The 12,891-nt window shown below is 63.6% G+C and carries 14 protein-coding genes; 6 read left to right on the plus strand and 8 right to left on the minus strand.

The features are described from left to right. Positions 1 to 8: 8 nt before the first annotated feature. From UNPF46_RS17935 to UNPF46_RS17945, 3 genes are all read right to left on the minus strand, one after another. A complete protein-coding gene (locus UNPF46_RS17935; RefSeq protein ID WP_142250876.1) occupies positions 9 to 1,004 on the minus strand; it encodes a glycosyltransferase family 2 protein in 996 nt (331 codons plus the stop codon). 154 nt (positions 1,005 to 1,158) lie between these two features. Further along, positions 1,159 to 2,721 (minus strand): hypothetical protein, encoded by a 1,563-nt coding sequence (locus tag UNPF46_RS17940; protein WP_142250877.1) that lies wholly within the window; start codon positions 2,719 to 2,721, stop codon positions 1,159 to 1,161. A 97-nt stretch (positions 2,722 to 2,818) separates the two neighbouring features. Further along, positions 2,819 to 4,309, minus strand: coding sequence for a hypothetical protein (locus tag UNPF46_RS17945; protein ID WP_142250878.1), 1,491 nt, complete (start codon positions 4,307 to 4,309; stop codon positions 2,819 to 2,821). Positions 4,310 to 4,638: 329 nt separating this feature from the next. On the opposite strand from UNPF46_RS17945, the gene UNPF46_RS17950 reads away from it, so the two are divergent. After that, entirely contained in the window at positions 4,639 to 4,803 is a 165-nt protein-coding gene (locus UNPF46_RS17950) for a Flp family type IVb pilin (protein WP_097659833.1), read from the plus strand. 182 nt (positions 4,804 to 4,985) lie between these two features. On the opposite strand, the gene UNPF46_RS38545 is transcribed toward UNPF46_RS17950, so the two are convergent. From UNPF46_RS38545 to UNPF46_RS17965, 3 genes are all read right to left on the minus strand, one after another. Beyond that, complete coding sequence (locus UNPF46_RS38545) at positions 4,986 to 5,108, minus strand: hypothetical protein (RefSeq protein WP_283811670.1); 123 nt, start codon at positions 5,106 to 5,108, stop codon at positions 4,986 to 4,988. 209 nt (positions 5,109 to 5,317) lie between these two features. Next, on the minus strand, positions 5,318 to 6,052 hold the full coding sequence (locus UNPF46_RS17960) for a hypothetical protein (RefSeq protein WP_142250879.1): 735 nt from the start codon (positions 6,050 to 6,052) through the stop codon (positions 5,318 to 5,320). 390 nt (positions 6,053 to 6,442) lie between these two features. Then, a complete protein-coding gene (locus tag UNPF46_RS17965) occupies positions 6,443 to 7,120 on the minus strand; it encodes a hypothetical protein (protein WP_142250880.1) in 678 nt (225 codons plus the stop codon). 114 nt (positions 7,121 to 7,234) lie between these two features. On the opposite strand from UNPF46_RS17965, the gene UNPF46_RS17970 reads away from it, so the two are divergent. Together UNPF46_RS17970 and UNPF46_RS17975 are read left to right on the plus strand one after the other, a co-directional pair. Next, positions 7,235 to 8,218: a M23 family metallopeptidase gene (locus UNPF46_RS17970; protein WP_246668686.1), complete on the plus strand. Its 984-nt coding sequence runs from the start codon at positions 7,235 to 7,237 to the stop codon at positions 8,216 to 8,218. Positions 8,219 to 8,452: 234 nt separating this feature from the next. Continuing rightward, a complete protein-coding gene (locus UNPF46_RS17975; RefSeq protein ID WP_100179423.1) occupies positions 8,453 to 9,133 on the plus strand; it encodes a TetR/AcrR family transcriptional regulator in 681 nt (226 codons plus the stop codon). A 150-nt stretch (positions 9,134 to 9,283) separates the two neighbouring features. Here the strand turns inward: UNPF46_RS17975 and pyk are convergent, their stop codons facing one another. Both pyk and UNPF46_RS17985 read right to left on the minus strand, forming a co-directional pair. Then, positions 9,284 to 10,720 carry a pyruvate kinase gene (gene pyk, locus UNPF46_RS17980; protein ID WP_100179424.1) on the minus strand — a complete coding sequence of 479 codons (1,437 nt, stop codon included), beginning with the start codon at positions 10,718 to 10,720 and terminating at the stop codon, positions 9,284 to 9,286. Beyond that, the gene (locus UNPF46_RS17985) at positions 10,717 to 11,313 is read right to left on the minus strand and encodes a DUF1036 domain-containing protein (protein ID WP_100179425.1); all 597 of its coding nucleotides are present in this window, start codon (positions 11,311 to 11,313) and stop codon (positions 10,717 to 10,719) included. Before UNPF46_RS17985 ends, pyk begins: the two co-directional genes overlap by 4 nt. Before the next feature lie 194 nt (positions 11,314 to 11,507). Between UNPF46_RS17985 and UNPF46_RS17990 the strand changes: the two genes are divergently transcribed. The 3 genes from UNPF46_RS17990 (at position 11,508) to UNPF46_RS18000 (ending at position 12,869) form a co-directional block, all read left to right on the plus strand. Further along, positions 11,508 to 11,819 (plus strand): DUF1244 domain-containing protein, encoded by a 312-nt coding sequence (locus UNPF46_RS17990; protein ID WP_142250882.1) that lies wholly within the window; start codon positions 11,508 to 11,510, stop codon positions 11,817 to 11,819. Between the two features lie 189 nt (positions 11,820 to 12,008). Further along, positions 12,009 to 12,281 (plus strand): DUF2312 domain-containing protein, encoded by a 273-nt coding sequence (locus UNPF46_RS17995; protein WP_142250883.1) that lies wholly within the window; start codon positions 12,009 to 12,011, stop codon positions 12,279 to 12,281. Between the two features lie 147 nt (positions 12,282 to 12,428). Beyond that, on the plus strand, positions 12,429 to 12,869 hold the full coding sequence (locus UNPF46_RS18000; RefSeq protein WP_142250884.1) for a DUF1801 domain-containing protein: 441 nt from the start codon (positions 12,429 to 12,431) through the stop codon (positions 12,867 to 12,869). Positions 12,870 to 12,891: the final 22 nt, after the last annotated feature.

Consider the following 12,891-nt stretch of genomic DNA (forward strand, 5'->3'; position numbering starts at 1 on the left):
GCGCAGGGTCACTCGTTGACGGCGTGGATCGCCGGTGTCGCCGCCGCCTCGTCGCGACTGAAACCGACGCGCGTCTGCACCACGTAGAGCGGGCGGCGCTTCACCTCGGCATGGATGCGGCCGACATAGAGCCCCACGATGCCCGTCATCAGCATGTTGATGCCACACAGCAGCGACACGACGACGATCGTCGAGGACCAGCCGGTCACGAGATGGCTGTCCTTGCCGAGCCACAACAGGACCACCCAGCCGCCGTAGAGCAGCGCCAGGCCGGAGACCGTCAATCCGCACCAGATCGCAAGCCGCAAGGGCAGGTCGGAAAAGCCGAGTGCGGCGTTCACCGCGAGGCGCACCATCTTGAACAGCGGGTATTTGGTTTCGCCCGCGGCGCGCTCGAGGCGATGGAAGGCGACTTCGGCCTGCCGGAAGCCGAGCCAGGCGATCATGCCGCGCACGAAGCGATCCTGCTCCGGCATCTGCATGAGAGCGTCGAGCACCTTGCGATCGATCAGGCGGAAGTCGCCGACATCGGCGGGGATGCCGACGGAGGACATCTTTCCGAGCAGCCGGTAGAACAGATGCGCGGTCGCACGCTTGAAGCGGCTTTCGCCCTCACGCGACAGGCGGCGGGCGTGGACGATGTCGTTGCCTTCCTTCCATTTCGCGATCAATTGCTCGATCACTTCGGGCGGGTCCTGCAGGTCGGCATCCATGACGATGATCGCGTCACCTTGCGCGGCGTCCATGCCGGCGGTGATGGCGATCTGATGGCCGAAATTTCGCGACAGACCGATGTAGCGAAAGCGCGCGTCGCGCGCGGCGAGCGCCCGCAGCACGATCGAGCTGGAATCGCGGCTGCCGTCGTCGACGAAGATCGCTTCCGCCGGCCCGTCGAGCCGGGACATGACCTGGTCCAGCCGGCGCAGGAGGACCGGCAGCACGGCTTCCTCGTTGAACACGGGGATGACGAGGCTGTAGCGGATCGATCTGGAATTGGCCGCCATGCGAGGGATTCCGGCTGGGTTGCAGGGGCGGAAGTCTAGGAGCCGGTGGTTAAGGTCGCCTTGCCGCAACCATTAAGTGTCTACGGCCCCGGGCATCGCGGGGAGGGAGGATCGGGATGGTGGTTAACCACTCTCGGGCGGCCGCGGCTTCGGCCTAGGGCTTGCGGCGGATCCTGTAGAGGACAAATCGTTCCGAGGTCTCCAGCACCTCCAGCAGATCCGGCAGCGGATTTGCGGCCGGCGATCCCAGCACATAGAGGAAGTCGAAGTCCCGGTACCAGGTGCGGACAAACGGCGGCGCGTCTGCCGGCGGCCGGCCCGTCGCGATCGCGGCAAGCAGGTCCGACGGCACCGGACCTCCATAGGGAATGGCAATATTGCGCACGGCCTCACGTGGCCGCACGGGTTGCTTGCCCGTTTCCGTGAACAGGTTGGGCACGAATGCGTTGGCATAGTGCACGGCCAGCGTCGGCGCATAATACATCGGATAGGAGGTGAGGTCGGCGAAGGGCGGATCGCCATTGTCGCCTATGCTTCCGACGAGAACGCGCGAGCCGCGATCGATCTTCTGGAACGAGGCGATGATGGCCGCATAGTCGGCGCGGTAAGGCAGCCAGACCGAAAGGACGACGGCGAGATTGAGCAGTATGATGCCGCTGATCCCAGCGAGCGCAGCCATTCCCCAGGCCCGGTTCGGCAGCGACAGCGAGCAGAAGGCCGGCAGGATCAGAGCCGCAGCCGGAATCACGCGAAGATCGACGAACGAGGTCCCGAACAGTTTTGAGGGAATGACCAGATAGAGCAGCGCAAAGCCGGTCGCGAGCCAGATCCCGGCCGGCTCGAGCCTGAGGACGCCGCGCCGTGCGGCGAGCAGCAACGCGATCATCAGCGCCAGCCCTGTCGCGGCCGCGACCGTCAGATTGTAGCCGTTCATGATGCGGAGCGGCCAGACCGGCTTGAATCCGGGGAACCAGCTCGTGCCCTCGCTTCCGATCGAGCCTGCCGTGACGTGCATGATCGCAAACAGCGCAAGTGCCGGGAGAGCCAGCGCGCCAAGCCGCGCGGCCGCGACGGGGTACGACATCTGCCGGCCGCGGATACGCGACAGCTCGAAAACACCAAGCGTCGCGCCGTAAATGCCGAGCGAAAAGAAATGCGCCACATATAGCGCGGTGACGAAGAGCAGATTGGCGGCGAAGCGCAGCGGCCAGGGGCCGTCCGCCAGCATCAGATAGACGGCGATGCCCCACAGTGCGAGGCCCAGCCCGAACTCGAAATTCACGAAGCCCCAGCTGAACGGCAGACAGTAGAGAAAGGCCAGCGCAGCGAAGCCGGCGAGATGGACCCGTCCCTTCCGGACCCATTCGAGCAGAAGCGCGCCGCCTACGATCAGCAATTGGCTCAGCAGCAGAAACAGCCGCGTGGCAGTCTCGACGCCCGTCAGCCGCGCCAATTGCGGGACCAGCAGATCCATTCCGAGATTGGGATAGAATGCCCACGCCACTTCGTAATGCGGATTGGCATCGGGGGCGCCGTTCTGGCTCAGAATGTACATGCGGGCGAGATGGTTGGGATAATCGACCATCGCGGGAATGGGGGTCAGCAGCACCGGCAGAAACGAGACCGCCGCCAGCACCGCGAGAACGATGATCGCGACGGTTCGCTCCGAGCCGGAATGAGCCGGAATTGTCAGAGGCGGCTTGCTGGAAGGAGCCATGTCATGGGGTCGCTGAGGTCTCGGCGTGGCGTGCCAGCTCGCGCCGGCGTCACCATTGAAAGCATGTCTCTCGTTTTCCAGCCCGCGAAGCAGCTCCTCACTTCGACGGCGCCGCGGTCGCGCCGTCTGCGGGGTCTCGCACGTGGATCACGGCGATATCGTCCGTGTAGATCCGCTTCCAGCCCTTGAGCTGGTCGAGGATCTGCGGGCCCGGCGCATCGGCGACCAGGAGCGTCGCGTCGATCTTGTACTCATCCAGCAGGCGCGGCAGCAATTCGGGCTTCTTGCCCTCGGTCGCCTTGAAGAAGTCCATGACGAATTTCTCGCCGTAGAGCTCGGCGCGTCCGTCGACGAAGACGGGAATGTCGCGCGAGATCAGATAGCCGCCGAACTGATAGGCATTGAAGATGCGCTGCGGCTTGAGCTTCTCGAGCAGGTCGACGGCCGCAACGGGCGTCTGCGCCATCGTGAAGGCGAAGCGGTGGTGTCCCATGTAGAGCACCGTCGAGGTCCAGCTTGCCGCCACGATCATCAGCGCGCCTGTGACGGTGACGTAGCGGGCCGGCCATCGGTCCGCGCCGGTGGCGTCGGCTGGAGCGCGCGGGAACATCTGGCCGAGCGGCTTTGCCAGCACCAGCGGCACCAGGAATGCAAAGGCCTCGATGCTTCTGACATGGGTCAGCGCGCTCCAGGTCAGAAACAGGATCAGGAAGATCCGCGGCGCCGACAGCACGAGACCGCGATAATAGCCGAATGCGATCAGGCCGAGCAGGGCGCCTTCGAACGCGTTGAACGTGGCGAAGTTCGCCGGCATCCATTCGAAGATCAGCGAGAGCAATTCGCCGAGGCCGAGGATGTTGGTCGCGCCTTGAAGCGTGCGCCAGCCATAGGGCGTGCAGCAGCTCGCGATCAGCGCGGCGATGCCGAACAGCACCCAGCGCGTGAAGAGCTGGAGCCGTCGTCCTTTCTCGGCATGCTCGACCGCCTCCAGCGAGATCGGGCCGATCAGCGCGAGTCCCAGCACGAAGCCGCCATGCAGATTGGCCCAGAGCGCCATCAGCGGCAGCCAATACCAGGATGGCGCGCTCCTGCGGTCGGCAGCCGCCATCAACAGGCCCACCCACGCCACCATGACGGGCAGCGCCAGGATATGCGGCCGCGCCAGCACGTGGTGGATCGACAGCAGCAGCGCCAGCATCGCGAACAGCACGGCACGCGGGGCTTCGATCTGCGCGTCGAGCAGATAGACGAAGATGGCGACCGTGAGCGCGATCCCGATCGCGGTGATGATGACCGGACCCGCCCAGCCCCATTGCGCATGGGACCAGGCGAACAGCACTTGCGACAGCCAGGACGTCGAGATCCACGGGGCGCCCGTTCGCGTGAAGGAATAGAAGTCGGTCGTGGGCATGGCGCCGTGGTCGAGGATCCATTGCCCGATCTTGATCTGCCAGAACGAGTCGGAGTCAGAAAGCAGCGTGTCGCCGACAAAGAGGTAGAACAGGTAGGCGCCGGCACCGACGCACAGCGGCACCAGAGCCCTCGCGCGGCTCTGCACCGCGATGCTGTTGGCAAAGGAAAGGGACATGCCGCCTCGTCATTCTGTTGTTCTCACCCGAAGCGCGACGAGCGATTCATCCCGTGCGCTTCGGTTCGAGCGGGCGGCATTGGACCACGGCGGTCATAACTTCGGGTAAACCAGCAGCCTCAGGCCGCCTTCATGTCCCGACAATTTAACGGATTGTTTTAGATTTCGATTTACCATCGCCGAATACGCACAAACCGCTCGGTCTTTACGCAGTCGAATTAACTGCGGCGCAATTCTTTGCCTCTACGTTCGGTTCCATGGTCGGGCGGCGCTGGGAAGCCGAAAAGACCAGATCAGTTGTAGCCTCGTGTACTCATTTGGAGCACTCTATGAAGAACCTCGTTGCGCGTTTCGTGAAGGATGAATCCGGCGCCACCGCCATTGAATACGGCCTGATCGCCGCCGGCATCGCGCTGGCGATCATCACCGTCGTCAACAACCTCGGCACCACGCTGAACACCAAGTTCACCTCGATCTCGTCCAGCCTCAAGTAAGAGCGGACGGATCTAGAGATTTCCGGGAGCCCCGTCCTCGACGGGGCTCTTTTCTTTGGGCCGGCTTGTCAGGTCGACCTCTCAAGTTTCTTGGGCGATGCTTGCCAGTCCGGTCGAGGTAGAATGTCGCGACCCAGATCGAGGCCTCGGCGAGCGCGATACCGGCAGCGACGTCGATGATGTCATGCGCGCCGATCACCGGCGTCGCCAACGATCATCAGCAGGTTGAGCGCGGCCGAGATGCCGCCAAGGCCGCGCACCGGCCACGGCGCCCACATGCAGAGCACGGCCGATGCGGCGGTCAACTCAGGATGAAGTCGTCCGCGAATGTGATCTGACCCGGCATGACATTCGCCAGCCAGATCTCGGAGGATTCAATGACTCTTCTCCCAAATTAGTTTGTAGTGACGTCATTCATCGACAGGCCGAGACACGGCCAGCTAATTGTTCTATTTATCTCTCGATTGATTGAAACGGATGAGACTATCGCAACCGGCCTATCCGAAGCCCGTGCTCAACGTCGCCAGAGTCTCGCGTGGTAGACGATCATCGTTCGAGGCGCGACTTCTTGACATTGCATGACGCCCCGCGGCCGTGATGCATCGCCCTCAATGCCTTCGATCGTGATGGTCTGATGACTTTTGCTCCATACGACCTGGCGAGGAATGTCGAAATTCATCGACAGCACGATCTCATCCTGGCCTACATCCGTCACCTCACCTTCGTAGAGCCTTCCTTCCTTACCGCGCTCGAAGAGCGCTTGTTTCGAAGCAGCATCCATCGTGAAATACATATACCCCGCGTCTTCACAGCGGACGGAGATCGGGTGCTGAATTGGATCGCGGACCCGGAAGCTCAAAATGCTTCTCGGCGGGGTAATGGTACATTGGTGTATCAATGTCGGCCGGAAGGTTGGGTCGTCTAGTCCTGGCCAAGTCATCGTCTTTTGATTGCGATCGAAGATCAGGTCGAGTCTTCCTGGCAGGACGGAAATGACGAATCCGACTTTTCCATTTTCCGTGGAAATGATCTCTCCAGCGCGTAGATTTATCCCGGAATATGCTTCGACATTCATCGGTGGCGTTTCAAATACGACCGCCTTTGCATCGATGTCGAACGTCGCGAAGTAGGGGCGGACCGGAGCGCCACCTTCACACCGCACCGAGAATAGTTCAGTGGCGGCCGCGCCATCGGATGTTAGCAAAAGAAAAGAAACGATTGGGATTGTGCAGCTCATGAGCCACTTCATGTCGCACACTCCGTTCGCGCATGAGAGCATCGCCCGCGGCCTCGCAGCAGCGAAGAGCAGTTCAAACTCTCGACATTACCTGGCGATAAATTGGCCGGGTGGCCTTGGTGAGCACGCAATGAACCTGCGCCGCGCAAACAGTCTCTGAACGTATTCCAAACGCCAGTCACGACCACGGTCCCCGAACATCGATGCCGCCTGCACACTGCGCGCGGGCCGACATCAACGTCCGGTTGCGGACACTACATGAGAACTTCGAGATGTAAAGGAGCGCCACACAACCTCTTGCTTTTCCGGGGACGTGGCGCGCTGACACGCGAAGCAGCGAAGATTCAAATCAAATTGGAACCTGCAAGTCCAAGCATTTGAAGACGCTCATTCGATCGCTGTTCAATCGCGGTCGACTCGTCTGCCAATGACCGCAGTGAGACAGCGAATGAGATCGCGCTCGTTTTGCTTGCGGCAATTTGCCACCACTTTCGAAGTCGGTTCCTTCGCGAACCTCTCGGCAAAATTGGGGAAGACGACATATGCCGAGTCCCGAACGATTCTGAGCACGACGAATTTGACGGCTTGGCGGGCGCGCAAACTTCGCGCAATGATATCGATCTTCAGCTGCGCCGATACGAACGTGGGGCGCGGACGAAGAGGCCTCGTTCCGACGATGCTCTGCGATGACCTGCTCCTCGAGGCCCAGGAGCCAAACACCAAGTGAGACCCGTGAAGGTCAGATTGCACGTCCCCATGCCGTTCGTCGGTGCCGTAATAGCGATTATAGCGGGGGTGCATAGCGTCTACAGGCTGAGCCAGTGGCACTCTGCCGGAACGCTCTGGGCGAATTTTCGTAGCAGAGGCGAGCGCAGTCACCATCAGCTGATCACGTTTGCCGACCATCCATTCAACTTCGTCGGCTTGTTTGGGCTTCATCTGCTGTTCATTCTGATAGGCTGCTTGGGATTCGTTTTCATCGCACGAGAGATGCGGGCTTGGCTTGAGCGGCACAAATCCGGCTGATAGGGATGGATCGTCGCCTTCGTGGGTGATCCTTCCCGGTACTGTTGGCTTCACAGTGTACCGATGTTGGCCAAGGTTCTTGGGACATCAGGAATGAAAGTCTCGCTTCCAGACCACACTTTGTCGCGCGCCCCTTCGTCAGAGCGGACGGATCGGATGAGAGCGCTTGTGTCTGTATTGGTGGTCTGCTCGGTCATCACTTGCGCGTCGGTGGCTCGCGGCTCCGAGCTGCAGCTTTTCGCTTGGCCGGTGGCTTGCAGCCTGGGAACGACCTGTTTCATCCAGAACTACGTCGACCATGATGCCTCCGACAAGATCTCGGACTTTCGATGCGGTCACCGAACCTATGACGGTCACGATGGCACCGACATCCGGCTGCCCGATCTGGACGTTCAGAGAAGTGGCGTCGAAGTCGTTGCCGCCGCCCCCGGGCGCGTTGCCCACACGCGCGACGGCATGGATGACGTATCGGTCAAGGTCGTCGGCAAAGCCGCAATAGCCGGCAAGGAATGCGGCAACGGCGCGGTCGTCGAACATGGAAATGGCTGGAGCACGCAGTACTGCCACATGGCCAAAGGAAGTGTCAGAGTTAAACCTGGTGACAGGGTAAGCTCCGGGCAGGCACTTGGGCTGGTGGGTCTGTCCGGAAACGCCGAGTTTCCACACCTGCATTTCACGGTGAGGCATGACGGGGTCGTCGTGGATCCCTTTGCCGAAGGGGCGAAAGGCGAGTGCAGCGGCGGTCGTTCGCTGTGGCAGCCCGCGCTGGAGTCCGTTTCGAACTATCGGCCGACCGAGATCATCAACGTCGGCTTCGCTGATCGAGCGATGACCATGGACGAGATCGAGACCGGAGAGGTGAAGCAATCTCCGCCCGGCTCTCATTCTGCCGCTCTGGTTGCGTATGTTCGCGCAATCGGACTTCAGGCGGAAGACGAGCAGGCCATCGAGTTGAGGTCACCTCAGGGGCAAGTCATCGCGGAGTACCGCGCACCGAAGCTGCCGCGGGACCAGGCCCAATATTTCATCTCGGCCGGAAGGAAGCGCGGAGGCTCCGTCTGGCCGCCCGGCACCTATACGGCAACCTTTGTCCTCCGCCGAAAAGGGGCTGAGATCGAGCGGCGGTCTTTCCAGGCGGACATCGCGCAATAGCAGCTCGTCTCCTGGAGCCCAGCAACCTCGCCAGTCCCCTTGGGCAGCTCGTGGCGAGGCCTTCACGACCAGGGGCGACGCTCCAGTCCGGCCGCCGTGGCGCGCCACGCATTTCCCATCTTGTCATCTACCCTGAATAGTTGTTCAGTCCTTGCGGGGCGATTTGCATCTTTTGACGTGACGAAGCGTTCGGCCGCAGGGCGTGCGGCAGGCGTGTGGGACAGGAAGCGCGCCATGGTTTATCGGCGGACGCATCAAGTGGTTAAGCGCCTTGCGGCGCGGCGCAGCGCGATTCTCGCGGCGGCGCGGGAGGCTGCGGCGGAAGGCGGGATGGCGGCAGTGCAGATCGCCCCGGTCGCGGTCCGGGCCAATGTCGCGGCTGGAACGGTCTACCGTTACTTCCCCTCCAAGGCCGAGCTGATCTCCGAACTTATTGCAGAGGTCTCCCGCGACGAGCTCGCGGCGATCCGCCGGGCTGCCGATGCCGCGCCGGGGCCGTCCTCGGCACTGGCCGCGGCCGTGACGACGGTAGCTGTCCATACGCTGTCGCAGCGCCGGCTGGCCTGGGGCATCCTGGCCGAGCCTGTCGATGTCGATGTCAGCGCCTCCAGGCTCGCCAGCCGGCGGGAGATTGCCGGCGAGATTGCGGCCAGGATCGACGCTGCGGTGCGTGCCGGCCACCTGCCGGCGCAGGACACCGCGCTCGCCGCCACCGCTCTGCTCGGCGCGCTGCACGAGGCCCTGGTCGGCCCGCTCGCGCCCGACAATCTCGATGATCCCGTCAAGATGCGCGATGCGGTGCAGACCGTGACGCTGCTGGCGCTGCGCGCCGTCGGCGTCATGGACGCCCGCGCCCGTGGTCTGGTGGTGCAGCAGACACTGCTGCCGACGACGAAGGCGCTAGTGGGGGCGTAAAATCGCCGCGCGACGGCGGTGGCGGCCTGGCCCCGCTCAGGTCATTCCCTGAGCACACCTTTTCACAAAACCCGCGCACGATCGCCGAAGATGCCGGCTACTGTGCATGGGGTTGTTTTCGAGATTTTGGTTTTGGCCGCGCCAGCGGGCCTACATGTCCGCGTCGCCCTCGGGGCCGACGGACGCGATGCGCACCATGTTGGTGGTGCCGGGAATGCCGAGCGGAACGCCGGCGACGATGAGCACGCGCTGGCCGGCGCGGACGAAGCCGTCGCGGAACGCGATCTGGCCCGCCCGGCTCACCATGTCGTCCTGGTCGCGAGCATCTTCAGCCACCACGCAATGCACGCCCCAGACGACGGCAAGCCGCCGTCCTGCGGTGATGTTGGGCGTGATCGCCACGATCGGCGGCTTCGGCCGCTCGCGCGCCACGCGCACGGCGGTCGAGCCCGATGAGGTCCAGCAGATCAAGGCGGGCAGGTCCAAGGTCTCGGCGATCTGCCGCGCGGCGTCCGCGATGGCATCGCCCGCGGTGGCTTCCGGCGCCGGACGCTGCGCGGTGAGCACGGAACGATAAATCGGGTCGCGCTCGACCTCCTCGCCGATGCGGTTCATGGTCGAGACCGCCTCGACCGGAAATTTTCCGGCCGCCGATTCCGCCGACAGCATGATGGCGTCGGCGCCCTCATAGACGGCGGTGGCGACGTCGGAGACTTCGGCGCGGGTGGGCACCGGCGACTGGATCATCGATTCCAGCATCTGCGTCGCGATCACCACTGGCTTGCCGGCGCGGCGGGCCATCCGCGTCATTTGCTTCTGCAGGCTCGGCACGCGCTCCAGCGGCAGCTCGACGCCGAGGTCGCCGCGCGCCACCATCAGCGCGTCGGAGGCCTCGATGATGTCAGCAAGGCGATCGATCGCCTGCGGCTTCTCGATCTTGGCCATCACGGCGGCGCGGCCGCGGATCATCTTCTTGGCTTCGAGCACGTCGTCGGCGCGCTGCACGAAGGACAGCGCGATCCAGTCGACGCCGGTGACCAGCGCGGCCTCGAGGTCGGCCCGATCCTTCGGCGTCATGGCGGAGACCGGCAAATCGGTGTCGGGCAGGCTGACGCCCTTGCGGTCGCTCATCTTGCCGCCGACCACGACACGCGTCACCGCATGCTCCTTCGAGGTCTCCTCGGCGATCAGGCGCACCTTGCCGTCGTCGAGCAGCAGCGCGTGGCCGGGCCGCAGCGCGGCCAGGATCTCCGGATGCGGAAGATGGACGCGCGTGGCATCGCCGGGCGCCTTGTCGGAATCAAGCGTGAAGGTCTGGCCGTTCTGGAGCTGGACCGAGCCCTCGGCGAAGGCGCCGAGCCGGAGCTTCGGGCCCTGGAGGTCGACCAGGATGCCGATCGGCCGGCCGTAGCTCGACTCGACATTGCGGATCGTCGCCACCAGCTCCCGCATCTTGTCATGCGAGGTGTGGCTCATGTTGATGCGAAACAGGTCGGCGCCGGCCTCGAACAGGCGGCGGATCATCGCGAGGTCTGAAGAGGCGGGTCCCAGGGTCGCGAGAATCTTGATACGGCGAAGACGCCTCATGGCTTACTTCCAGACGGGGGCGGGGCGGCGGCTGGCGGGAGGCCAGGCGCGGCGGGGGGCGTACCACCGGGCGGGCCATTGGGCAAACCCGGAACTCCGCCCGGACCAACCGGACCGGGCAGGCCAGGCACGCGCTGTTGCGCCGGCTGCTCATTGGCGTCGGTCAGCTGCACCGTCCATGCCCGCTGCTCGCCGGTGTCGACCTCGAAATAGCCGGTCCGGTCGTAGCCGCGTGCGAGGCAGTCCTCGGTGCCGCGGATGGTGAACTCCTTGTCGCGCGAGCACATGAAGGCCTGCCCCGACCATTCCCCGCCGCGATCGTAGTCGATCGCGTAGATGTAATAGTATCGGGCGACCAGCGTTCCCCGCAGCAGGGTCTCGCAGGACCGCGAGGAGATGTTCCACCAGCCTTCGGTGGTCCAGCCCTCGGCGTCCTTGTAGCCGAGCGCAATGCCGACCCGGCTCGAAGTGTTGTTGCAGAGCCGGAAATCGGCAGAAGCCGGGCTGCTGAAGAGGCACAGCCAGGCGATCACCAGCACCGGGACCAACCGGGCGAGCAGGCGAAGCGGGGGGCGGGGAGATTCGGCAATCATTGTCGCGGTAGCTATACCAGATCATTGACGATTTGGCGTAGGCCCGGGAACCACCCCGGAGGGGGCAACGCCGGCTTGGGCCGGTTTGCGCCGGGATATGGCAAAATCTGTGACAGAGCCCACCTGATCCCGTAAGGGTGACCCCGACGGGTCAGGCCCAAGGAGACTCCAAGGGGATACCAAGGGATACAGCCATGGCAATCGACGACAAGACCAGAACCGAGCTCGAGGCGGCCGCTTTTCGGCGTCTGGTCGAACATCTGAAGACCCGGACCGACGTCCAGAACATCGATCTGATGAACCTGGCGGGCTTCTGCCGCAACTGCCTGTCCAACTGGCTCAAGGAAGCCGCCGACGCGCAAGGCGCGGCCCTGAGCAAGGACGAGAGCCGGGAGGCGGTCTACGGCATGCCCTATGAGACCTGGAAAGCGAAGTACCAGGGCACGGCGACGCCCGAGCAGATCGAGACGATGAAGAAGGTTCATCCCCACGACCACGGGCATTGAGTTCGCGCGGCCCTGAGTCGCATCACACAACAGCTTTCTTCGCCCCGCCTCAGGAAGGTGTGGGCGCGCTGTGGACGAGCGTGATGCTTGCTTGAACGTGGGGGGCGCCAACCCTAAGGGTTCTAGCCAGCACGCGCGGTGAGGATGCCGGCGTCACCTCGTTTTGCCAGTTCCATTTGGAGTACCAAGATGGCCACCACCGCCGCCGTCCGCGACGACGAGCCCGCGACGAAATTTGCCAAGGACCAGCTCAAATCCATCATCGAGCGCATCGAGCGGCTGGAGGAAGAGAAGAAGGCGATCTCCGACGACATTCGCGACGTCTACGCCGAGAGCAAGGGCAACGGCTACGACGTCAAGGCGCTGCGCACCATCGTGCGCCTGCGCAAGCAGGACCCCAACGAGCGCGCCGAGGCCGAGACGATTCTTGAGACCTACATGCAGGCGCTGGGGATGATCTGAGGCGCCGCGCCTCAGGCATTGCCGCCGTAACCCGGATCAAGCGCAGCGAAGTCCGGGTTCTTGCTGCAGGGAAGCTTCCCCGGATTACGCTTCCGCTCCATCGCTACAACCGGCGATGTTGCACTTCGTCTGTGAACGGAGACCGCCGTGACCGCGCCGCCGCTGCCGCGCGAGGTGAGCCGTGCCCTCGGTGCGCTTCCCGCGCCGATCGGCAAGCGGCTGCTCCAGGTGCGTTCGCTGGTCTTCGCGACGGCTGCGGCACACGAGGAGGTCGGCCGGCTCACCGAGACCCTGAAATGGGGCGAGCCGGCCTATCTGACCGCCGAGACAGGCAGCGGTTCGACGATCCGGCTTGGACGTCTGAAGGATTCCGACCACGCCGCCATTCTCTTCAACTGCAAGACGACGTTGGTCGACGATTTTCGCGAGCGCTTTCCCGATCAGTTTGAATACCGGCAGACCCGGGCATTGCTGTTGCCGGTGACGGGCAAGCTGCCGAAGCTGGAGCTATCGATCTGCCTGTCGCTGGCGCTGACGTACCATCTCGACCGGCGGGGGAAGAAGCCGCGGTACGGGCTACGAGACTGAATACTGGGAGATAGCCGCGTCT

The organism is Bradyrhizobium sp. UNPF46, from assembly GCF_006658625.1.
Classification (GTDB): domain Bacteria; phylum Pseudomonadota; class Alphaproteobacteria; order Rhizobiales; family Xanthobacteraceae; genus Bradyrhizobium; species Bradyrhizobium nitroreducens.

Coding starts and splice junctions, on each gene's coding strand:
- UNPF46_RS17935 (WP_142250876.1), bottom strand. CDS start 1,004: ATGGCGGCCAATTCCAGATCGATCCGCTACAGCCTCGTCATCCCCGTG.
- UNPF46_RS17940 (WP_142250877.1), bottom strand. CDS start 2,721: ATGGCTCCTTCCAGCAAGCCGCCTCTGACAATTCCGGCTCATTCCGGC.
- UNPF46_RS17945 (WP_142250878.1), bottom strand. CDS start 4,309: ATGTCCCTTTCCTTTGCCAACAGCATCGCGGTGCAGAGCCGCGCGAGG.
- UNPF46_RS17950 (WP_097659833.1), top strand. CDS start 4,639: ATGAAGAACCTCGTTGCGCGTTTCGTGAAGGATGAATCCGGCGCCACC.
- UNPF46_RS17960 (WP_142250879.1), bottom strand. CDS start 6,052: ATGAAGTGGCTCATGAGCTGCACAATCCCAATCGTTTCTTTTCTTTTG.
- UNPF46_RS17975 (WP_100179423.1), top strand. CDS start 8,453: ATGGTTTATCGGCGGACGCATCAAGTGGTTAAGCGCCTTGCGGCGCGG.
- pyk (WP_100179424.1), bottom strand. CDS start 10,720: ATGAGGCGTCTTCGCCGTATCAAGATTCTCGCGACCCTGGGACCCGCC.
- UNPF46_RS17985 (WP_100179425.1), bottom strand. CDS start 11,313: ATGATTGCCGAATCTCCCCGCCCCCCGCTTCGCCTGCTCGCCCGGTTG.
- UNPF46_RS17990 (WP_142250882.1), top strand. CDS start 11,508: ATGGCAATCGACGACAAGACCAGAACCGAGCTCGAGGCGGCCGCTTTT.
- UNPF46_RS17995 (WP_142250883.1), top strand. CDS start 12,009: ATGGCCACCACCGCCGCCGTCCGCGACGACGAGCCCGCGACGAAATTT.